The 21,292-nt window shown below is 51.5% G+C and carries 19 protein-coding genes; 6 read left to right on the top strand and 13 right to left on the bottom strand.

Annotated elements, in window-relative coordinates:
- The first annotated feature begins 7 nt into the window (after nt 1-7).
- Entirely contained in the window at nt 8-655 is a 648-nt protein-coding gene (locus tag CFLAV_RS15970; protein ID WP_007415807.1) for a carbonic anhydrase, read from the top strand.
- A 155-nt stretch (nt 656-810) separates the two neighbouring features.
- Here the strand turns inward: CFLAV_RS15970 and CFLAV_RS15965 are convergent, their stop codons facing one another.
- From CFLAV_RS15965 to CFLAV_RS15955, 3 genes are all read right to left on the bottom strand, one after another.
- Complete coding sequence (locus tag CFLAV_RS15965; RefSeq protein ID WP_007415806.1) at nt 811-2,157, bottom strand: glutamate--tRNA ligase; 1,347 nt, start codon at nt 2,155-2,157, stop codon at nt 811-813.
- A 78-nt stretch (nt 2,158-2,235) separates the two neighbouring features.
- Complete coding sequence (locus tag CFLAV_RS15960; RefSeq protein WP_150107451.1) at nt 2,236-3,204, bottom strand: 2-dehydropantoate 2-reductase; 969 nt, start codon at nt 3,202-3,204, stop codon at nt 2,236-2,238.
- Between the two features lie 102 nt (nt 3,205-3,306).
- Entirely contained in the window at nt 3,307-3,594 is a 288-nt protein-coding gene (locus CFLAV_RS15955) for an HU family DNA-binding protein (RefSeq protein ID WP_007415804.1), read from the bottom strand.
- A 179-nt stretch (nt 3,595-3,773) separates the two neighbouring features.
- On the opposite strand from CFLAV_RS15955, the gene CFLAV_RS15950 reads away from it, so the two are divergent.
- Genes CFLAV_RS15950 through gluQRS form a run of 4 tightly spaced genes read left to right on the top strand, consistent with a single transcriptional unit; the run spans nt 3,774 to nt 7,436 of the window.
- Complete coding sequence (locus tag CFLAV_RS15950) at nt 3,774-4,781, top strand: serine/threonine protein kinase (RefSeq protein ID WP_150107450.1); 1,008 nt, start codon at nt 3,774-3,776, stop codon at nt 4,779-4,781.
- A 6-nt stretch (nt 4,782-4,787) separates the two neighbouring features.
- Nucleotides 4,788-5,684 (top strand): carbon-nitrogen hydrolase, encoded by an 897-nt coding sequence (locus tag CFLAV_RS15945; protein ID WP_007415802.1) that lies wholly within the window; start codon nt 4,788-4,790, stop codon nt 5,682-5,684.
- Between the two features lie 22 nt (nt 5,685-5,706).
- On the top strand, nt 5,707-6,555 hold the full coding sequence (locus CFLAV_RS15940; protein ID WP_007415801.1) for an SDR family oxidoreductase: 849 nt from the start codon (nt 5,707-5,709) through the stop codon (nt 6,553-6,555).
- Nucleotides 6,556-6,581: 26 nt separating this feature from the next.
- Entirely contained in the window at nt 6,582-7,436 is an 855-nt protein-coding gene (gluQRS, locus tag CFLAV_RS15935) for a tRNA glutamyl-Q(34) synthetase GluQRS (protein WP_007415800.1), read from the top strand.
- A 4-nt stretch (nt 7,437-7,440) separates the two neighbouring features.
- On the opposite strand, the gene CFLAV_RS15930 is transcribed toward gluQRS, so the two are convergent.
- The 8 genes from CFLAV_RS15930 to CFLAV_RS15890 form a co-directional block, all read right to left on the bottom strand.
- On the bottom strand, nt 7,441-9,276 hold the full coding sequence (locus CFLAV_RS15930; protein WP_007415799.1) for a DUF885 domain-containing protein: 1,836 nt from the start codon (nt 9,274-9,276) through the stop codon (nt 7,441-7,443).
- Between the two features lie 94 nt (nt 9,277-9,370).
- Entirely contained in the window at nt 9,371-10,717 is a 1,347-nt protein-coding gene (gene icd, locus CFLAV_RS15925) for an isocitrate dehydrogenase (NADP(+)) (RefSeq protein WP_040549074.1), read from the bottom strand.
- Nucleotides 10,718-10,764: 47 nt separating this feature from the next.
- A complete protein-coding gene (gene dxs / locus CFLAV_RS15920; RefSeq protein ID WP_007415797.1) occupies nt 10,765-12,756 on the bottom strand; it encodes a 1-deoxy-D-xylulose-5-phosphate synthase in 1,992 nt (663 codons plus the stop codon).
- Complete coding sequence (gene xseB, locus CFLAV_RS15915) at nt 12,749-12,994, bottom strand: exodeoxyribonuclease VII small subunit (RefSeq protein ID WP_237712407.1); 246 nt, start codon at nt 12,992-12,994, stop codon at nt 12,749-12,751. Before xseB ends, dxs begins: the two co-directional genes overlap by 8 nt.
- Before the next feature lie 1,056 nt (nt 12,995-14,050).
- A complete protein-coding gene (locus tag CFLAV_RS15905; protein WP_007415794.1) occupies nt 14,051-14,407 on the bottom strand; it encodes a hypothetical protein in 357 nt (118 codons plus the stop codon).
- 110 nt (nt 14,408-14,517) lie between these two features.
- Nucleotides 14,518-15,927 (bottom strand): exodeoxyribonuclease VII large subunit, encoded by a 1,410-nt coding sequence (xseA, locus tag CFLAV_RS15900; RefSeq protein ID WP_007415793.1) that lies wholly within the window; start codon nt 15,925-15,927, stop codon nt 14,518-14,520.
- A gap of 68 nt (nt 15,928-15,995) precedes the next feature.
- Complete coding sequence (locus tag CFLAV_RS15895; RefSeq protein WP_007415792.1) at nt 15,996-16,802, bottom strand: TIGR00282 family metallophosphoesterase; 807 nt, start codon at nt 16,800-16,802, stop codon at nt 15,996-15,998.
- 176 nt (nt 16,803-16,978) lie between these two features.
- Entirely contained in the window at nt 16,979-17,911 is a 933-nt protein-coding gene (locus CFLAV_RS15890) for a tetratricopeptide repeat protein (RefSeq protein ID WP_007415791.1), read from the bottom strand.
- A 186-nt stretch (nt 17,912-18,097) separates the two neighbouring features.
- Between CFLAV_RS15890 and CFLAV_RS15885 the strand changes: the two genes are divergently transcribed.
- Entirely contained in the window at nt 18,098-19,474 is a 1,377-nt protein-coding gene (locus CFLAV_RS15885; protein ID WP_007415790.1) for an FAD-containing oxidoreductase, read from the top strand.
- A gap of 37 nt (nt 19,475-19,511) precedes the next feature.
- Here the strand turns inward: CFLAV_RS15885 and mnmE are convergent, their stop codons facing one another.
- A complete protein-coding gene (gene mnmE / locus CFLAV_RS15880; RefSeq protein ID WP_007415789.1) occupies nt 19,512-20,885 on the bottom strand; it encodes a tRNA uridine-5-carboxymethylaminomethyl(34) synthesis GTPase MnmE in 1,374 nt (457 codons plus the stop codon).
- Nucleotides 20,886-20,901: 16 nt separating this feature from the next.
- Nucleotides 20,902-21,159, bottom strand: a complete 258-nt coding sequence (locus CFLAV_RS15875; RefSeq protein WP_007415788.1) for a hypothetical protein — start codon at nt 21,157-21,159, stop codon at nt 20,902-20,904.
- Nucleotides 21,160-21,292 lie beyond the last annotated feature (133 nt).

Genomic DNA, 21,292 nt, shown 5'->3' with positions numbered 1-21,292 from the left:
ATAATCCATGCAAAGACTTTTTGAGGGTGTCCACCGTTTTCAAACTGAAAAGTTCGGCAAATATAAAAGTTTGTTCCGTAAACTTTCAAAGAACGGCCAAAATCCCCACACGCTTTTCATTACCTGCTGCGATTCCAGGGTGTTGGCGGAACTGATCACCCAAAGTCAGCCGGGAGATCTCTTCGTCGTTAAAAACATCGGCAACATCGTTCCCCCGGCAGATGCGACCGGCAGCCCCAATTCCACTGCCGCAGCCATCGAATTCGCAGTTCAAAACCTTGAGGTGAATGATATCGTGGTCTGCGGCCATTCTCAGTGCGGCGCCATTACTGCGTTGATTGAGGGGATCAAGAATCCATCTGCCATGCCTCATCTCACCGAGTGGCTTTCCCTGGCTGCTCCCGTTCAGAAAGTCATCGCGACGAACTACTCCCACTTGTCGCATGGTGAAGAACTACTGGATGCCGCGGCTGAAGAAAACGTGCTTTTCAGCCTGGAAAATCTCCATACCTACCCGTCAGTGCAGGATCGCTTTGAAAAGGGCACTTTGCACATTCACGGATGGTTCTTCAAAATAGCAACGGGTGAATTATTCGCCTACGATCCTGCCCAAACGCAATTCGTTCCATTGCAGAAGCCAGAAACGGCCGCTTAAACGTTTGGGCCAAGGCTTGTCAGCCTTAAGCTGTGATTAGCTTAAGAATTGTACAGCGATTTCACAATGCACTCGCCGCACCAGATTGCATAAAACGGCGGAACGGAATTAAACATCCGTTCCCTTGTTCCTCCGTGTCAGCAAACCTGCCTGCATCAACCCATTTTCGCCAGAGCCTGATCGATCCGATGCAGCACCCGCTCTTTGCCAAGTACTTCCAACAGGTGATACAAGCTTGGCCCTATCGTACGACCGGTAGCCGCCAGGCGCAGAGGATGCACCAGCACACCCACTGAAACACCCAACTCGACTGCCACAGCCTTCAACGTGGTGTTTAAAGTATCCGGATCAAAAGAAGGAAGTTGAGCATAAACATCCCGCAACTTCTGCAGGCTCGGCTTCAACGTCGGAGGAAAATCCTTTTGAATCATTTCTGCCGGCAGTTCCACTTCATCCTTAAAATAAAAGTCAGTAAAGGTCGGCACTTCAGAGAAAAGCTTCACCTTTTGCTTGGCGGTGTCCAAACCCGCCTTGACATATTCCAAATCAAATCTATTGGTATCGATTCCAATCCGCGCCAGCGCATGCACGGCCAGTTCGTGGAAACGATCCGAGCTCATGTCCTTGATATATTCCCCATTCAGCCAATGGAGCTTGTTCAGGTCGAACCGGGCATTATGCCGCAGGATTTGAGGCAGATCAAAAAGTTCAGTCACTTCCTTAAGTGGAACTTTTTCCCTGTTCCCCTTGGGTGACCATCCGAGCAAACAGAGATAATTGATGACTGCTTCCGGTGCGTATCCTTCTTCAACATACGTCATCAAGGAAGCGCCCTTATCGCGCTTACTCATCTTGGTGCCGTCAATATTCAAGATCAGGGGGATGTGAGCGTACTTGGGCGGCTCAACTCCGAATGCTTTAAACAGGGCGATATGCTTCGCCGTATTGCTTAGATGATCTTCGCCACGGATCACATGGGTAATCCCCATCTCCAAGTCGTCAATGACGTTGACGAAATGAAATACCGGCTGTCCATCCGAACGAACAATCACAAAATCTGGATCAAGCTTTTCTCGATCAGTTAGCTCACGTGTCACGTTGCCGACCACCAGGTCCGGAATAACCACCGGCTCGCGCTGCATCTTGAATTTCACCGCGCCTTCATGCTCGTACGCCAGCCCACGTGAAAGCAACGCATCAACCCTGCGCTTATAATTCTCACTCCGCTGGCTTTGAAAATAAGGCCCCCGATCGCCCTTGCTGGCTCCAGTGGCATCGCCGCTGATGGGACCTTCGTCCCAATCCAATCCCAGCCAACGCAAACCGTTCAGGATCACCTCCACGGCTTCCTGGGTATTACGAGCCGCATCGGTATCTTCGATGCGCAAAATAAAGGTGCCGCCCGTATGGCGGGCGTAAAGCCAGTTAAATAATGCCGTGCGGGCTCCTCCGATGTGAAGGAATCCGGTCGGACTTGGTGCGAAACGAACGCGAACTTTCATGTCCCTATTTGAATTCAAATTTATGTTTCCCAAAGCTTCCAGAAGGTAATGTCGTCCTGCCCCTGCTGGCAAGCGTTCCTATTTGGGATCCAACCGCACCAATAGCTTGCAAAGGTTTGCCAACCGGGGGGTGGAAACACCGGCCGTGCCTGCCTGCCGCAACGGTTCCAGGAACAAACTCTCCAGTTCCAGGGGCTGTCGTCGCTCGAAATCAATCAGGGTGGAAGCTTTGTAGGCACCCATGTTGCGGGTGCGGGTGATTTGTTTCTCCGCCGATTCAATAGGTACCTTCAAACCCTTCGCATTCGCGGTGGTGATTACCTCCAACATTAACTCACGAACCAATTGTTCCCAGCGCGGATCAGCCAGCAAAACATCGGTGGTGGGACACGCGCCTAAACCGGGCGTTTCCGGAATCGTGCCATTCACAACCGCTTCATATCCCGCCGCCCCTGCCACTCCAAGCCCATTAAATGGAATGTTCCACACCAGTTTCTCCCAATGCGCTGCTTCAAGGTTGTCCGTCACTTTGCAGGTGATCCCGGCATTGCGAAACATCGAGGCGATGTCATGCGTCCGCGGTTCCGGCCAGCGATGATATTCACCCATGACAATGTTGCCGTGTGCCATGTGTTGCACGACTCCCGGCTCAGTCCGGTTGAGACAAACGAAACAGAGCCCGCCTAAAATCTTCTCCTCCCCAAAAAGATTTGCGAGCTGCGCCTCATTTCCCAAGCCGTTTTGCAGGGTAAGAATCGCGGTTGCAGGACCGACCAGGGGTTTAACCAGGCTTTCAAAATCGTTATTGGCCGTGGCCTTTAGGCCGATAATGACCAGATCACAAACTCCAATGGCTTCAGGCGTTTTCGCACACTTGGGCTGGAAACGTAAATCGCCTTCCGGACTACGGATGAGAACGCCCTTACGCTTGACGACGTCATAGTCAGACCGCAGGAGAAAGTGCACCTCCTGCCCGGCGTAACCGAGCTTCGCCCCGTAATAACTTCCCAAGGCACCGCATCCAACCACACCAATCTTCATAGGCATCCAATGTTAAAGTAAACGTGTGGATTTTCAACATGCCTGGAAAAGGAGCAACAAAAAAGGCACCCTGAAAAATCAGGGTGCCTGGTATTAAAAGTAAGAATATTACTTGGCGCCGAGGATTGAGTCCTTGGCAGCCTTGGCCACGCGGAACTTAACCACGCGCTTGGCTGGAATGTTGATTTGTTCGCCAGTGGCAGGATTGCGACCGACACGGGCCTTGCGATTCACCAACACGAGCTTGCCCAAACCAGGCAAGGTGAAAGTATTCTTGGCATTCTTATAAGCCAGCTCAGCGATATGATCGAGAATCTCAACAGCTTGCTTCTTGGTAATACCATTCTTGTCAGCGATCGCTGCCGCCAACTGGGACTTAGACAGTGCTTTAGCCATAGTGTGTGTTTTTGGTTATTGATTGATTTAAAAGTCAACAGACTTGGCCGTATTAAAGCCGTACTGATTGACCGTGCAAGCAGAAAGTTGTGCTATTTCTTAAGAAACCGGGGTTTCCCAATTCTTGGATGCAGCCCAAGCTTGACCTTCAAATGCCGTTCTCTCAACATTGCCGGAACATGGCTCTCTTCACCATCGAAAGCGAATTTCGCTACGAAATTGTACGCAAGATAATCGAAGGCGGCATGGGTGTCGTGTATGAAGCCGAGCAACACGGTGCCCGCAACTTCGTGAAGCGCGTGGCCATCAAGGTGGTTCGTCAAAATTACACCGATCAAAATAACTTCGTGAATAATTTCGTCGGCGAGGCAAAATTGGTAGCCGACCTTATCCACACAAACATTGTTCAGACCTACCATCTTGGCGAGGTTCGCGGCATGCTCTTTATTGCAATGGAGTTGATACGCGGCGTAAACCTCGAGCAATTTGCCCAGCAATTGACGGATAAACGCTGCCAATTACCCAAGGAATTAGCCGTCTTCATCACCAGCCGGGTGGCACGTGGCCTGGCCTACGCCCATTCCAAAACCGACAAGGATGGAAAGCCGCTGGGAATCGTCCATCGCGATGTGAGTTTCAAGAACATCATGGTTGCCTTCGAAGGCGATGTGAAACTTACCGATTTCGGCATTGCCAAGGCGCGTGGATTTTTACAGGACAATGAAGGTGAAGTGGTCGCCGGCAAAGCCGATTACATGAGCCCCGAACAGGCTGATTTTCAAATCACTGACTGTCGGTCCGATCTTTTCTCGACCGGTGTGGTGCTGGCTCACCTGCTCCTGGGCTACAACATTTTCAAGGGAGCCACGGCCGAAGAGTCAAGGCAGCGGATCATGAGTCACAGCATCCCGGATTTTCGGAGTTTGGACATGCGCATCGATGACCGCCTGAATGAAATTTTGCATCGGGCACTGGCGCGAAAGGTCGAAGCCCGTTATTCTACTGCAGACGAAATATTGTACGACTTGGAACATTATATCTATCATCAGGGATACGGCCCAACCAATGAGACGTTGGGCAAGTTCATGCGGGAACTGTTTGTGCAGTCGATGCCTCCAGTTTTCGCCGAAAGCAAGGGCAGCACCCAAATTTTGGAACGTACCGCTCGTATCCGCAACAAAGTTTAAAGCAGCATGAAAAGTAAGTTGTCATCATCGGTTGTAAATCTTGGCCTGATCCAGACAGCCTGTTCTTCGAACCCTTCGGAGAACCTCAAAAAGACTTTGGCCTTCACCGAAAAAGCGGCCAAACAAGGTGCGCAAATTATCTGCACCCAGGAGTTATTTCGCTCACAATATTTTTGCCAGAGTGAGGATCACGAATATTTCAAGCTCGCCGAACCGATTCCTGGCCCCAGCACTCAAGCGTTCCAAAAAATAGCCAAAAAGCACGGTGTTGTAATCGTGGCTTCGCTTTTTGAAAGGCGTGCATCCGGCGTGTACCACAACACCGCCGCCATCATCGATGCAGATGGTTCCCTCCTTGGCATCTACCGCAAGATGCATATTCCGGATGATCCGCTCTTCTATGAAAAGTTTTATTTCACCCCGGGTGATTTGGGCTTCAAAGCCTGGCAGACCAAATTCGGAAAAATCGGTGTATTGATTTGTTGGGATCAGTGGTACCCTGAAGGAGCTCGTCTCACCGCCATGCAGGGCGCGGAAATTCTATTTTATCCAACGGCCATCGGTTGGCATCCCAAGGAAAAAACCGAATACGGCACGAACCAGCACGGGGCCTGGGAACTGATCCAACGCAGTCATGCCGTGGCCAATGGTTGCTATGTAGCCGTGGCGAACCGTATTGGTTTGGAACAACCGATCGGCGGCGATGGCTTGGAATTCTGGGGGCAAAGCTTTGTTGCCGGAACTTCCGGCCAAATCATTTCCAAGGCCAGCGTCGATAAGGAAGAAATTCTCACTGTGCCTGTCGATCTCAGCAAGGTGGATGTCACCCGGACGCATTGGCCATTCCTGCGCGACCGTCGAATCGATGCCTACGATGGCTTGACCAAACGGCTGCTCGACTGATTTAGCTTCAGTCCTCCCCGACATGGCATTGGCATGGATCACCGGTGCGAATGGTTTGATTGGAAACTATATCCTTCGCACTTCGGCCCTGTACGCCAAAGGGTGGGATGCTCGCGGAATTACCCGGCCTGACTTTGATCTATGCGAATTTGAGGCTGTAAAAAGGGCCTTCACGGAGCAAAAGCCGCAACTCGTCATTCACTGTGCCGCACTGAGCAAGAGCCCAGCCTGCCAGGCGAATCCCTTACTCGCACGGAAAGTCAACATCGAGGTTACGAAGCACCTGGCTGGATTGGCTGAGAATATCCCGTTCCTATTCTTCTCCACGGATTTGGTTTTTGACGGTCGTGCAGGCAATTACGATGAGGCTGCCGCCGTAAATCCACTCAGCGTTTATGCCGAAACCAAGGTTGCCGCCGAGGAATTTGTGCTCGGAAATCCCAATCACACCGTCATACGCACTTCATTGAACGGCGGCACCTCTCCCACTGGCGACCGCGGATTTAACGAAGAAATGCGACGCGCATGGCAGGCAGGCAAAACATTGAATTTGTTTACCGACGAGTTGCGCTCACCAATCCCCGCGATAATCACAGCACGCGCGGTGTGGGAATTAGTCTCCGCGCAGAAACCGGGATTATATCACATCGCCGGCAGCGAACGGATGTCCCGCTGGCAGATCGGCGAAGTTATGGCTGCTCGTTGGCCCCATCTTCATCCGAAAATCCAACCAGGCTCCCTCCGGGATTATCAGGGCGCGCCTCGTGCACCTGATGCGTCATTGAACTGCGCAAAAGCCCAGGCCTTGCTCAGCTTTCCCCTGCCCGGTCTAAACGACTGGCTGGCAGCCTATCCCGATGAAGCCTTTTAAAGAGAACCCTTTTTAGACTCTTCATTGTGAGCCCTGAAGACAACAAAACCAATTATCGCGGACGCCTGGCACCATCTCCAACGGGCTATTTGCATCTCGGCCATGCGCGAACTTTTTGGACAGCGCAGGAGCGGGCTGAAGCTCAGGGCGGAACTCTTGTTCTGCGAAATGAAGACCTGGACCCAGGCCGTTCAAAACCAGAGTTTGTCGCCGCGATGTTGGAGGACATGCACTGGTTTGGTTTGCGGTGGCAGGAAGGCCCAGACGCCGGTGGACCTTTCGGGCCATATAATCAGGGCGAAAGAAAATCCGTCTATCTTGAGGCATGGCGAAAGCTGCTCGCTGGAGGCTTCATTTATCCCTGCAAATGTTCGCGCAAGGATATCCAGCAGGCGCTTCATGCACCCCATCAAGGTGAAGACGAGCCGGTTTATCCCGGGACTTGCCGCCCCACGGCAGGAGCAAAGACCGATGAGGTTGTTACGCCTGCGGGTGTACATTGGAGGTTTCGTGTTCCGGTTGGCGAAATCATTTCGTTTACAGACGGATGTTTTGGTTCACAGAAATTTGTGGCAGGAGAAGACTTTGGTGATTTTGTGGTTTGGCGCAATGACGATGTACCGGCTTATCAACTCGCCGTCGTGGCGGATGATGCCGCCATGCAGATAACCGAAGTCGTGCGCGGTGCGGATTTGCTTTCCTCGACAGCCCGCCAATTACTCCTCTATCGGGCCCTGGGTTTTCAACCGCCAGCCTTTTATCATTGCCCGTTGCTGACCGATGAAAAAGGCGTGCGCCTGGCGAAACGTAACGATGCGCTTAGCCTGAGGGCGTTGCGCGCCCGGGGACTAAAGCCAGAACAGATACGTGCGAACTGGTAAGAGTTTACTTTCCGGAGGCTACCGACTTCCCTTCTACTTTTTGCGTGGCCACCCACTCCTTGATATGCTTCTCAAGGACATTCAGCGGTAGAGCGCCATTGTCTAGCACTTCGTCGTGGAAGCTACGGATATCGAATTTATCACCCAGTTCCTTTTTGGAATAGGCACGAAGCTCCTTTATCTTGAGTTCACCGATTTTGTAAGCAAGAGCTTGTCCGGGCCAGACGATATATCGATCTACTTCCACCGTGATGTCATGCTCGTTCTTGCTCGCATTGGCTTTGAAGTAATCAATGGCCTGCTGACGGCTCCAGCCCTTCGCGTGCATTCCCGTGTCGACCACCAAACGAATGGCACGCCACATTTCGTAAGTCAGGCGGCCGAACTTCGCATACGGGTCCTTGTAAAATCCCATTTCTCCACCAAGACTTTCGGCATAAAGTCCCCAACCCTCAACAAAGGCTGTGTAACTCTCTTCCTTCCGCAACTCTGGCACGTTCTCCATTTCCTGTGCCAACGCCAGTTGGATGTGATGGCCGGGAACGGATTCATGCAAGGAAAGCGGTTCCATTTCCCATTTTGGGCGTGTCTTCAGGTCATAGGTATTGGCATAAAAATAGCCGGGTCGATGTGCCTTGGGAGAACCTGGTTGATAGTAAGCTGTCGTCTGCGACTTCTCGGAGTAGCTGGGGACAGGCGTCACTCCATAGGTAAGACGTGGCAACTTGCCAATGATCTTGCAGAGTTCCGGGTCGGCGCGTTTGGCAATATCCCGATAGGCACTCAAAAGACTTTCAGCATCGTCGAAGTAAAATTTTGGGTCTGTTCGCAAATAAACAAAGAATTCATCCAGACCGCCTTTGAATCCGCTTTCCTTCATCACCGTTTCCATCTCTTTGTGAATTCGCTTCACTTCGGATAACCCTATCTGGTGGATTTGCTCGGGAGTAAGTGACGTGGTGGTGATGTTGCGGATATTCATTTGATACCACGCGCTGCCATCAGGCAGATCGCTTAGACCAACAGTTTCGCGTGCCCCGGGAATATAACTATCCACCATGAATTTTTTGAGCTCGGCGAAGGCAGGAATAATCTGATTGGTGAGCATCATGCCAGCCTCGGCCAGCAAACGATCCTGATCAGCCTTTGGCACATCGGCAGGAAAACTGGTGAAAGCCAGGAGAATGGGATTTTTCAGAGGTTCTGCCACCATCTGACTTTGGATTTGGTCCGGCACATCGCGCAAGGTGATTCGAGGCTCGGTAATTTTGCTTTCCAATCCTTTTTTGAGCAGAACCATGGTTTGATTTACAACTGTTGGCACCCCCTTGAGCCGTGTCAGAATATTCTCATAGTCCTTCACCGTCTTGCGCGGCATGACTTCCAGCAATTGAGGCACATCCTGCTGCACCCCTCCCAGTTGATTAATGGCAAGATATTCGCCTTTGAACCGGGTTCCTTCGATCTCATGTTTAATTCGCTCTTTTAAAAGGTCATAATTGAGTTGATTCGCCTGGTCCAGTTTCGTGCGGTCGATGGATTGAAGAGCCTTAAGCGGAATTTGAAGCAGTTTCTTTCGGTGTTCAATGGCTTTCAGTGAATTATCAGTCCAGCGGTCATTTTGGCCGGGATAACCCACGTAAGTCGCCCACTCGGGATACTCATGCATCAGGTACTCCCAATGAATCTGGTAAAGTTCCTGGATTCGTTCTGTGTCTGCCTTGTGGGACTTATTCTCGATAAGACTTTGGCAGAGCTCCGAATAAGAAGTATTTGTTTGAGCCTTGAGCGAGGAACAACCAAGCACTAGCGCAATGATGGAGAGTAAAACCCGATGCATGGACACATGTCTTACCTCAAACTCTAAAAATAAGCAACCCACGGCCTTGCGACCGTGGGTTTAAATCACTCCCAGTGCGATAATCGCACTCAAGTTACATATGAGCGATCATGTTCTCACCGAATTCGGAACACTTGATTTCGGTGGCGCCTTCCATCATGCGCGCAAAGTCATACGTGACGCGCTTCGATCCAATCGCGCCATTGAGGCCCTTGATGATCAGGTCGGCAACTTCTGTCCAGCCGAGATAGCGGAACATCATTTCACCGCTGAGAACGACGCTACCCGGATTGACCTTGTCCTGGTTCGCATACTTTGGAGCCGTACCGTGCGTGGCTTCAAAGATGGCGTGACCGGTGACGAAATTAATATTTCCACCGGGAGCGATACCGATGCCACCCACTTGAGCCGCCAGGGCGTCGGATAGATAATCGCCGTTCAAATTGAGCGTGGCGATGACATCGAAGTCTTCCGGCCGGGTCAGCACCTGTTGCAGGGCAATGTCAGCAATCGCATCCTTGATGAGAATGGCACCGCCCTTGAGGGCAGCCTTCTGCTCTTCATTGGCAGCCGCTTCACCTTTTTCCTTCTTGGTTTTCTCCCACTTGGCCCAGGTGTAAACCTTGTCGCCGAAAATACGTTCCGCTGCGGAGTAACCCCAATCGCGGAAGGCACCCTCAGTAAACTTCATGATGTTACCCTTGTGAACAATCGTAACGCTCTTGCGCTTCTCGCGGATGGCATATTCGATGGCCGATTTGATCAACCGGATCGTGCCGACATTCGAGACCGGCTTGATGCCCAATCCCACCTGCACGGGAATGTGCGAGGCATCGTGGTCAGGTGATGCAAGCTTCATGTAATCAGCAATGGCTTGCTTGGTCCCGAAACGAATCTTGGCAAAATCTTTTGGAAAATTTTGGGCAAGAAATTCGAGAACTTTTTGGGCTTCCGGCGTGCCGCCAGCGTACTCAATGCCGGCGTAGATGTCCTCAGTGTTTTCACGGAAGATTACCATCTCCACTTTTTCCGGATGCTTCACCGGGGAAGGCACACCAGTAAAGTATTGAACCGGACGCAGGCAAACATAAAGGTCCAGCATCTGCCGCAGTGCGACATTCAGCGAACGGATTCCGCCGCCAACCGGAGTGGTAAGCGGACCTTTGATACCGACCAGGAATTCCTTGAAAGCATCCACGGTGTCATCCGGCAACCAATTATCAAACTTATTTTTGGAAGCTTCGCCGGCGAAGACTTCGAACCATGAAACCTTGCGCTTGCCGCCATAGGCTTTTTGCACCGCCGCATCAAACACGCGCTGGCTGGCAGCCCAAATGTCGGGACCTGTGCCGTCGCCGCGAATGAAAGGGATGATTGGATTTTCGGGAACATTGAGCTTCCCGTTCTGAATCGAGATCTTGCCGCCTGCAGGCGGCGTAATGTCTTTATAGGGCATGTTGCTGTTGAGTTATGGGATTTGAAATGTCATCAGGCGACGACCGGGAACTTGGTCGCCGAAACCTCCACCGCCGTGGCGAAATGAGCTTTGACCTGGGCGACAGTGCTTGGAACGGTGAGACCATGCTTTTCACGGAGGTATTCCACCGAGGAGGCATGTTCAATAAACTTATCAGGCCAGCCAATCCGCACTACCGGTGTCTGGATTTGCTTTTCACTGAAGAGCTCAAGGACGCTGCTGCCGTAACCGCCAGGCAGTACGTGATCTTCCAGCGTGACCACCAAATCGGCAGCGCGACCGTAGAATTCCGTGGTACCGGCATCAATCGGTTTGGTAAACCGTGGATTGACAATGGCTACGTCAAAACCTTCAGCCGTCAGTTCCATCGCCGCCTTGCGCGCGACACTCATCATATTACCGAGACCAAACAGGGCGACCTTGCGTCCGCCAGTGTTAAAGAAATTCTGGATGACTTCGGCTTTGCCAATCTCCAACATCCTGGGCTGATCCTTGATGGGCACACCTTCACCCGCACCACGAGGATAACGAATGAAGGTAGGATGGTTTTGATGCGTGGCAGTAAACATCATATCCACCAGTTCATCTTCATCCTTGGGCGCCATGGCAATGATGTTGGGCACGCAACGGAGATAAGAAATATCAAACAGACCATGGTGGGTCGGACCGTCCTGAGGAGAAAGACCGGCGCGATCCATGCAGAAAATAACGGGCAGATCCTGCAAAGCCACATCATGAATGATGATGTCATAAGAGCGTTGGAGGAAAGTGGAATAGATGGCGCACACAGGATGGAATCCCATCGTGGCCATACCCGCGGCAAACAGAACAGCATGCTCTTCAGCAATGCCAACGTCGTAATACTTTTGCGGCATGGCCTTCTCCAGGAACTTCAATCCTGTTCCGCTCGGCATGGCCGCTGTGATGCCTACGATATTGTTGTTGTTCTGACAAAGTTTGACCATGGTTTGGCCAAACACATCCTGCCAGGCGGGAGCAACTCCAGGCTTGGCTGCGGGAGACGCACCCGTTTGAACGTCGTATGGTCCGGTGCCGTGAAACTTTTCAGGTTGTTGAATGGCGACATCATAGCCCTTCCCTTTTTTGGTCAAGACATGGAGAACGACGGGATGATCGCAGGTCTTTGCAAACTCCAGGCAGTTGATGAGCAATGGCAGATCATGACCATCGATCGGTCCCAGGTAACGCAAGCCCATTTCTTCGAAGATCAGGCTGCTGCCAAAGCCGCCACGCCCATCGGATTCGGTGCTGGCGGGATTCTGCTGGAGGGTAATGTCATTGACAGCTCCCTTGAACGCTTCTTCGGCCTTATGACCAAGTTTAATCGCAAGATCGCCTTTGGGCATACGGCGCAACCAGCGCTCAAAATCCTTCTGCAACCGGTTGTATCGCGGATTGGTGATCAGCTTGTTGAGGTAGCTGGCAATGGCACCCACGTTCTTGGCAATGCTCCACTCATTGTCGTTGAGGATGCCGATGAACTTCTTGGTCGTGGTGGAAATGTTGTTCAGACCTTCAAAAGAAATGCCGTTGGTCAGTGCGGCATCGCCGAAGATGGAAATTATCTGTTCATCAGTCCCGCGTTGATCGCGAGCGGCGCACATTCCCAGCGCGGCCGAGAGCGCAGTGCCCGCGTGACCCGCACCATAGCAATCGTGCTCACTCTCCGTCCGCAACGCAAAGCCATTGAGACCATCGGTGGTGCGAATGGTATGAAAGCGATCTTTACGGCCGGTAAGAATTTTGTGGACATAAATCTGATGGCTGACATCCCAGACAAATTTGTCCTTGGGAGTGGTAAACACATAGTGCAAAGCCATTGTCAGTTCAACAACTCCCAGGTTGGGTCCCAAGTGACCACCATTCTTGGAAAGTTTGGTGATCAGCTCATAGCGAATTTCTTCCGCCAGTTGATGCAATTGTGGGAGGGTCAGTTTTTTGACGTGCGCCGGGCCGTCGATCATGTCCAGGTATCTACTCATATTTTGGTTGCTCTTCTTCTGATAAATCGTTGGAAAGCGGGGTGAGGGTCGTCTCACCCGAGGAACTCTTTTCCAGTTTCTGAATTTTCAATTCTGCATCAGCCAACTTTGTCTGGCACGCCTTTGCCAAACGTGTGCCCTCTTCAAATTTAGACAACAATGCTTCCAAAGGTAGGTCGCCCGATTCCATCGCGTCAACGATGGACTCAAGCTTTTTCAGCGCCTCTTCAAAGGGCAAATTTTCCAAACTCGCCGCATCTGCGGTCTTTAATGCCTTTGGCATATTTGAAAAATTAAGATAAGAGAGGCTTTTCGTCTAGCATGTTATCGGCGGCCATTAGCAAATCTACTTGCTGCAGAAGTAACTGTAAACTGCCCCTTTTCTCAAAACGACAAGCCATAACTCGTGTAAAAATCTCTAATTGCTGTTTTTTTGGCTGAGCAACGTCTCTCAGGCCTTTCCACTGCGCATGGTTTCCTTAAATCTCCCGACCCCATGAATTGAGCCTTGGAGGCCGGTGTCATCGGGAATTCTTTAGCAACACCATTCCTCATGAAAGGATTTACAAGCTGAGAAAAAACAGGGGTGATGACAGAAAAGCGATTTTTTAGGGCAAAGAAGCTTTACGGCGCCTATGAAAATTGCTTTTCAACCAAACACCGCAACCCGGACAGTAGGTGATTGGCTGCTTGTTTCCCGAAGTGTCTCCAGAAGAACGGAAAGCACTGCCGATGGTTAAGTCCACGCCACAGCGTTCGCAACGGCCATTTTCCAAATCTTCGCCACAGCCATAACAATGCCGAACGACACAAACCTTGATGTTCTTTTTGCAGCACGGGCAATGGGGAGAGCCTTTGGTCCAGGATAAAAACAACCGCAAAATAATTAAACCGGCACTGGCTGGAACGAACCATAGGATCGCAGGCGCTCCGTGGTTTACATAGGCCAGAATGACCGGAGCGATCGTTAGAAGGAAAAGTCCAAGACCTACAGCGTAAACCCATGGACCCCGGTGCTGCCGCTTTGCAAATTCTTCTGCATAGGAGAATTTGGCAGGGAGTCCACCTTCGCGAGAGATTTCCGTTTCGTCATTCCAATCAGGTACATCCATAATACATCGAAGGAACCATTTCCATTAACCTTAATGCAATTGATTGCCCCCTGGTTCAACAGCAACTTTATCTGCCCGACTTGTCGGAGTCGAGATTAAGAAGTGTGAGCGGTAACAAAATTCTTTTGAAAAGCGTCCTTAGGCATGCTTACTCAAAATTAAAGCCCTGCAGGCCGACAGCTCTATTTATCCTTTTGCGAACTGACGCTGAGCTTTAAATCCTTTGCATTCACAACATAAGTGAAACGTCCAGGCCCAAGTGCCTGCTCACCTTGATACTTCGCAGGCTCGGCCTTCAGTCGATTGGTGCCAATGGAGAGGCTCAGGTAAGGATCCGGATACGCCATGGCTAGAATTTGATATTCCGTTGCTTCCCCACTCTTGATATCGCCGAACTTGTTTTCATTCACCACCACGTTCGAAAAGTCTGCGCCCGATTCGTTTCGGACGCGGACATACGTCGAAGTGTTGGAATCGCAACCGAGCAAGGAAGCCAGGAGAATCAAGAGAGCGGCTGATCGAACAATTGGCTTCATCATGTAAGTAAGCCATCACAATCCAAATAATTCGCGCAAATCACAAGGTCTTTTTTAACGGGAAGCTAATCAAGATCGCGGATCGTACTTTGCCACAGAACTGCGTTACGCAGTTACCCATCATCTACTGTGCTGCGAACCTCGCCGGTCTTTAACCGCGTCTTGAGTTTTTGCCCCGCTCTTACTTGCTTGTCAGAGTAGATGAGTGCGCCAGTTTCCGCATCCAGGGTAATGGAATAGCCACGCGCGAGAACTTGTTCAGGGCCTAGCAGGCGCAACCGTGCGTTAAGGGTGGCCAAGCGGCTCTGGCAATTCTGCAAGTGGTGGCCCGCCTGTTCATGCAAGCGATTTTGCGCTTGATTGAGCAATTCCCGGCGCTGCTTGAGCAACTGACGTGGACGCACGCGTTGGAGTCGCTCAAAAAGGTTTCGCCAGTCCGTTTGCTGATTGCGAACACCGTGCTTGGCGCAGCGCAGCAGACTGGATCTCAGGTCATCAAGGTGTTGCAGGAATTCGTTAACGCGACGACTGGGATGCGTGCGCTGGAGTCGTTGCAAAAGATGCACCATCTCGTACTCCTTATCCTCGAGGCGCTGGCGGAAAAGTTCGCGCATGCGGGCGTTCACTGCGGAAAGGAACTGACAACTGGCAACCACGTCCTGAGTGATGATTTCAGCAGCCGCGCTGGGAGTGGCGGCCCGGAAATCAGCAACAAAATCACTGATTGTGAAATCAATTTCATGGCCGACGGCGGAGACCACGGGGAGTTGTGATTCAAAAATGGCGCGGGCGACAACTTCTTCGTTAAACGCCCAAAGATCTTCGAGACTGCCGCCACCGCGGGTAATCAGTATGAGGTCAAGTGGCTGGCCTGACGCAGGAGACATTTTCGAATTCCATTCATTGAGTAGCCGGATCGAAGCGGCGATTTCCTCAGCCGCCCCCTGCCCTTGCACGCGGCAAGGAGCGAGAATTATTTCCAACGCCGGATTGCGGCGTTGAATGACGTGCAGGACATCGCGAATAGCCGCGCCGGTCGGGGAAGTAACGATGCCGATACACTGCGGGAAACGTGGCAGGGCGCGCTTGCGTTCCTGGGCGAATAACCCTTCCGTGTTCAGTTTTTGTTTCAGCTTCTCGAACGCGGCTTGCAATGCCCCAACACCCTGCAGTTCGACGGCGGTGACCCGCATTTGATACTGACCACGGGGAACATAAACCGTGAGCTCACCTTGCAGGATGACTTTGCGGCCGTCTTGAATGAAATTGCGGCTGTCCCGGGCATCATTGCGAAACAAAACACAACTGAGTTGCGATTCAACATCCTTGATGGTGAAATAAAAGTGGCCGGAACTTTGCGCGCGAAAGTTGGTCACTTCACCAGTCACCCAAACCTGGCCAATCTGGCGTTCAAGCAATCCCTTTACCTTGGAAGTCACTTCGGAAACGGTGAGCACAGTGCGGGTTGCTTCCCGGGGAAACAACTCACCAAAATCCCATTGTGATTTGACTGGCTTGGCCATGTTACGACCTTAATTTACTTCTTTTGCCATACAACCGCCACCATGAGCTCCATTTATATGGCTGAGGCTCAAGATTGTTGTTCGACGGGACGATTGGGAATGGATTCTGAAATACGAATAATGCTGCGGGCACGACCGGTGGTTTCTTCGATATCCACAACCGCGCCTTGCAGCTTCACTCCATTTTCGGCGACCGTGAAACGTTGCGGCTGGAGTGTTAAAAAGCGCTTGACGACGGCATCAATGTCACGGCCAATGACGCTATCGTGCGGACCGGTGAAGCCGGCATCGGTTAAATAAGCTGTGCCTCCGGGAAAGACTTGTTCATCCGCCGTCTGGACATGGGTATGGGTGCCGACGACTGCACTGACCTGGCCATCCAGCATGCGGGCCAGTGCAATTTTCTCAGAGGTTGCTTCCGCATGGAAATCGACAAAAATGATCTTCGCTTTTTGGCGCAACTTCTCGACTTCTGCTCGTGCGTAGGTGAAGGGATTCTCCAGAGGTGGCATGAAGGTGCGGCCTTGCAGGTTAAGAATGGCCACGGGTGCCTGGCTGGGAGGTTGAAAGATGTAACTGCCCTGGCCAGGCGTCCCCTGAGGATAATTGAGCGGGCGGATAAAACGGGATTCATTTTGGAGCAAACCAATGACTTCCTTTTGATCCCAGAGATGGTCACCGCTGGTTATAATGTGGACGCCAGCAGCAAAAATTTCCTCCGCAGTCTTGGGAGTAATACCGGAACCACCCGCGGAGTTTTCTCCGTTGGCTATGATAACATCCAATTCATGCTGCCGACGCAAACGAGGGAGGAGTTCTTTCACCGCCCGCCGCCCTGGTTCGCCCACAATATCTCCAATAAACAGAATCTTCACCTCCGCATAAAGTAATACGTGGAGAGGCCAAGGCAAGCTTTTGCCAATGTCCAACCTTGAAAATCAGCGGCACCAAATCATGGCATAGCGGCAAAAGCTACATTGTCTGGCAGCTTTTGGGAGAATTGGATGGCTCAGTTTACAGGAAGGAAGTGCAGAGTCTGTTGCCTATCCAGTTAATTCGATTTGGGCTGCCTGGCTTCAATATTCTTCAAAAGACTCCGCTTCCGCTCCTGGTAACTTTCATCAGTGACGTCCTTAAGCTGTTCGCGAGCTTCATCAAATCGGTTTGCGTTGAGTTTGAAACGGGCAAGATGAAGATAAACCCCCTGCTTTTCGAAATCACTGGCAGCAAGATTTAAAACATTGGTCCAGGCGTTCAGGGCGGCATCAGTCGGAGTTGGTTTAATCCCATAATATGTTTGTGCCAGATCCTGGGCTAATTTGAAGTTCTTCGGGTCGAGCTTCAAAGCCTGCTGGTAAAGTCCCAGTGCCTTTATAAACACTTGTTGTTCATCCAGGTGGTAATAAACCATCGCTTCCTTGCGAAAGAGGGAGACGGTGTCGGCAAAGTTGCTCAGGTAAAGAGGTTCAACCGGATCGATTTCGATCGCTTTGGAGTAATACTCGAAAGCCTTCTTTACGGGGCCGTGTTCACCGTAATAATTGGCCAGATTATTCCAGGAAGCGCCATTCTTTGGATCCAGTTCGCGGGCTTTCTCCCATTGTTGGGAGGCAGCATGTTCATCGCCCGTCTGATTCAGGAAACTGCCATAGGTCAGGCGGGCAGGAGCATAATCAGGGTAGCGGTGAATTAATTCATCATACGATTTTCTGACTGGGACCAAACGCTTTCGTATCCGTTCGCCAAGATCAGAGCTGGATGCCTCTCCGGTTTTCTTGCTGACGGTTTTACTTTCTTGACGCCATTTATCCACTTCGGCCTGGGCGGCATCATCTTCCTGCATCACTTTCTGGAATTCCTTTTCAACTGGGTCGTTCGGAACCGCGACAGAAATGCCAACAGTTTGATTGGCAAGATTGCTGATGGCTGCCGGCTGGTTAGTGGCTACCAGAACGCCAAGAAGGCCGATCAACAAATCACTCATGAAGACAGCCTAGCAGCTTGCCTCAAGAAACGCCAAGCAGGCAATTGTAACCAGAATGAAACCAGGAGTTTGATGACATCATTGATGAGCCAGATTGGGATTTCACAAAGTTCAGAAGACAACATTCTTGAAACAATATAGTTGAATGCGCATTACGACTGGGGAACGTTACGCCTGCGAGGGGTTATGACAGTTACTTACGACGCAATCATCATCGGCACCGGCCAGGCAGGACCATCTCTGGCAGAGCGTTTGAGCCAGGCTGGCATGAAGGTCGCAATTATCGAACGGGAACGGTTCGGCGGTACCTGTGTCAACACGGGCTGCACCCCCACAAAAACAATGGTGGCAAGTGCCTATGCCGCACATCTCGCACGACGCGCTGGCGATTTTGGAGTTGTCATTAATGGGCAAGTCAGCGTGGACATGAAACGGGTCAAGGCCCGGAAGGATGAGATCGTAAATAATTCAAGCAAATCAGTTGAATCATGGCTTCGAAACATGCGCAACTGCACGGTCTACCTGGGATCGGCGCGATTCGAATCGGCTCACACCGTGAGAGTGGGTGACACAGTGCTTGGTGCAGAGCGGACTTTTATCAATGTGGGCACACGGGCACGCATACCGGCTTTGCCGGGAATCGACCAGGTTCCCTTTACCACAAACTCATCGCTGTTAAACATCGATTTGGTTCCCGAGCATCTCATCACAATCGGAGGCAGTTATATCGGGTTGGAGTTTGGACAAATGTTCCGCCGTTTTGGAAGCCGCGTGACCATAGTCGAAATGGCGCCCCGTTTGATTCAACATGAAGATGAAAATGTTTCCGCCGCCATCAAAGACATTTTGGAACATGAGGGAATTGACATACGTCTGAACGCCACCTGCATCAGCTTTGGAAGAAAAGGAGGACAAATCACAGCCGGGCTCGATTGTGCAGAGGGCCCGCCGGAGGTAACCGGGTCGCACCTGTTGCTGGCGGTCGGGCGTCAGCCAAATACAGATGATCTTGGCTTGGACAAGGCAGGCATCCGCGTGGACAAGCATGGCTACCTCGTGGTGGATGATGAACTTAAAACCAACGTTCCCGGTGTCTGGGCTTTGGGCGATTGCAATGGGAAGGGCGCTTTCACTCACACGGCGTACAATGACTTTGAAATCGTGGCGGCCAACTTATTGGATAAGGAATCGCGCAAAGTGAGCGACCGTATTCCCGCCTATGCACTCTACATCGATCCGCCACTCGGCAGAGCGGGCATGACGGTGGATCAAGTCCGAAAATCCGGGCGCCCGGCGCTGATTGGCACCCGCCCCATGACGCACGTCATGCGTGCGGTGGAAAAGGGTGAGACTCTGGGTCTCATGCAGGTTGTAATCGACAATGAAACGAAGCAAATCCTCGGCGCGGCAATACTGGGCACTGGCGGCGACGAAGTCATTCATTGCATCCTGGACACCATGTATGCCAAGGCCCCCTTCTCTGTTTTGCAACGGGCTATGCACATACACCCCACGGTTTCAGAACTCATCCCAACAATGCTTGGAGAACTGCAATTGTTGTGAGGAACGCATTTGACTTTATCTATTTTTCCGCTCCGGCTCACTTCCCGATACAAAACTGACTGAAAATCGAATCCAATATATCCTCGGTCGTGGTCTTGCCTACAATTTCGCCGACCGCATTCACCGCAATCCGTAAATCCATTGCGACCAACTCCAACGTCTCATCCCCCTTGAGCGCCGTGATGGTTCGCTGTGTGGCTGACCGGGCGCGATTCAGTGCCTCCTGGTGACGCGAATTAATCATCACTTGCAACATTTCCGCCCGGATTTCTCCTGCCCACACCATTGATTTGATGGCATCCTTTAGAGTTTCAATCCCCTTCCCGCTCAGGCAACACACCTCAACCACAGGAGCATGAATTCCCGTTTGCAAATCCAGCTTCGCCGGTAAATCCATTTTGTTGCGAACAAGGATTCGCTTCTTGTCGCTGAACTCTGCCAGGTAATTCTCATCCGCCATCGTCAGCGGCTCGGACGCATCCAACACGTGCAAAATAAACTCCGCCTTCGACAATGTCTCACGGCTGCGTCGGATTCCTTCAACCTCGATTTCATCTCCCGCTTCGCGCAATCCCGCTGTATCGACAAAAACAATCGGCAATCCACGCACATTGGCCGTCTCTTCAATCGTATCCCGGGTTGTCCCAGGTATGTGAGAAACAATCGCGCGGTCTCGCCCCAACAGTTGATTGAGCAAACTCGATTTCCCCGCGTTCGGACGCCCTATGATCGCAGCACGAATGCCCCGGCGTAAAATCTGCCCCTCATTGGAAGTGCGAAGCAGTTCCTCCATAAACTCCAGGCCCCGCTCCAATCTTCCAATTAATTTAACCTTTGTGTCGGGTGAGATGTCCTCGTCTGGAAAATCGATATGAGCTTCCACATGCGCGAGCGTTTTTACCATGTCATCCCGCAGAGCATTAATCCTTTGGGAAAGCTTCCCTGCGAGTTGTTCATTCGCGGCAGTAAGGGCCAATTCCGTCCGGGCGTGAATTAAATCAGCCACCGCTTCGGCTTGAGCCAGGTCGATACGGCCATTCAGAAAAGCCCGCTTCGTAAATTCGCCGGGCTCCGCCAGCCTCGCGCCATTTTCCAACACGGTGTCCAAAACCAGCTTCGCCGGCAGCAAACCTCCGTGGCAGGTAATCTCCACCACATCTTCACGGGTCAACGTCCTTGGTGCACGCATGACCGCCAACAAGACCTCGTCCACGCTCTGTCCGTGACGAATGATTCTTCCATAATGGATCGTGTGAGTCGGCGCAGCAGACGGATTTATTGAAGACTTGCCAACGGGTTGAAAGCTCTTGTCCGCAATGCTTAACGCTTCCCGCCCTGAAAGACGAATAACGGCCAACCCACCTTCACCCAAAGGAGTTGCGATGGCGGCAATGGTGTCATCGAGTAGCATTGTGGCCGCGGCTCAGTTATTGATGTCCATGGCAATTGCCACGTGCATTTTCAGCATCCTGACCTTCAAGAAATAGACGAGCCTTCTGATAACTCTTTTTATGAAGATAATGGAGCAACTCGGGTGCAGTCTGAACTGGTAATTGGCGCGTCAGCTCATCCAGCCTGGCAAAAACCGGCAGCAGATTTGGCTTGGGATTGGTTGTGGGCATGGCTTTCACCTTTTCATCCAGCTCAACCAGGGTTTGCAAAATACTCTGTTCCGTTCCAGTCATAATTAAGTATTAACCTCGTATCCTCCTTTACTCAAAACATTTTAGACCGACCGGACGGGCACCACCCATCAGGATACAGGTTTCCCGATTACATTCAATATTACATCAAATACTTACATTACTGAGCACTTTA

Origin of the sequence: Pedosphaera parvula Ellin514 (genome assembly GCF_000172555.1) — a bacterium.
GTDB lineage: Bacteria > Verrucomicrobiota > Verrucomicrobiia > Limisphaerales > Pedosphaeraceae > Pedosphaera.
Note: the sequence above shows the minus strand (reverse complement) of the source record. Positions and strands in the feature narration are given on the sequence as shown.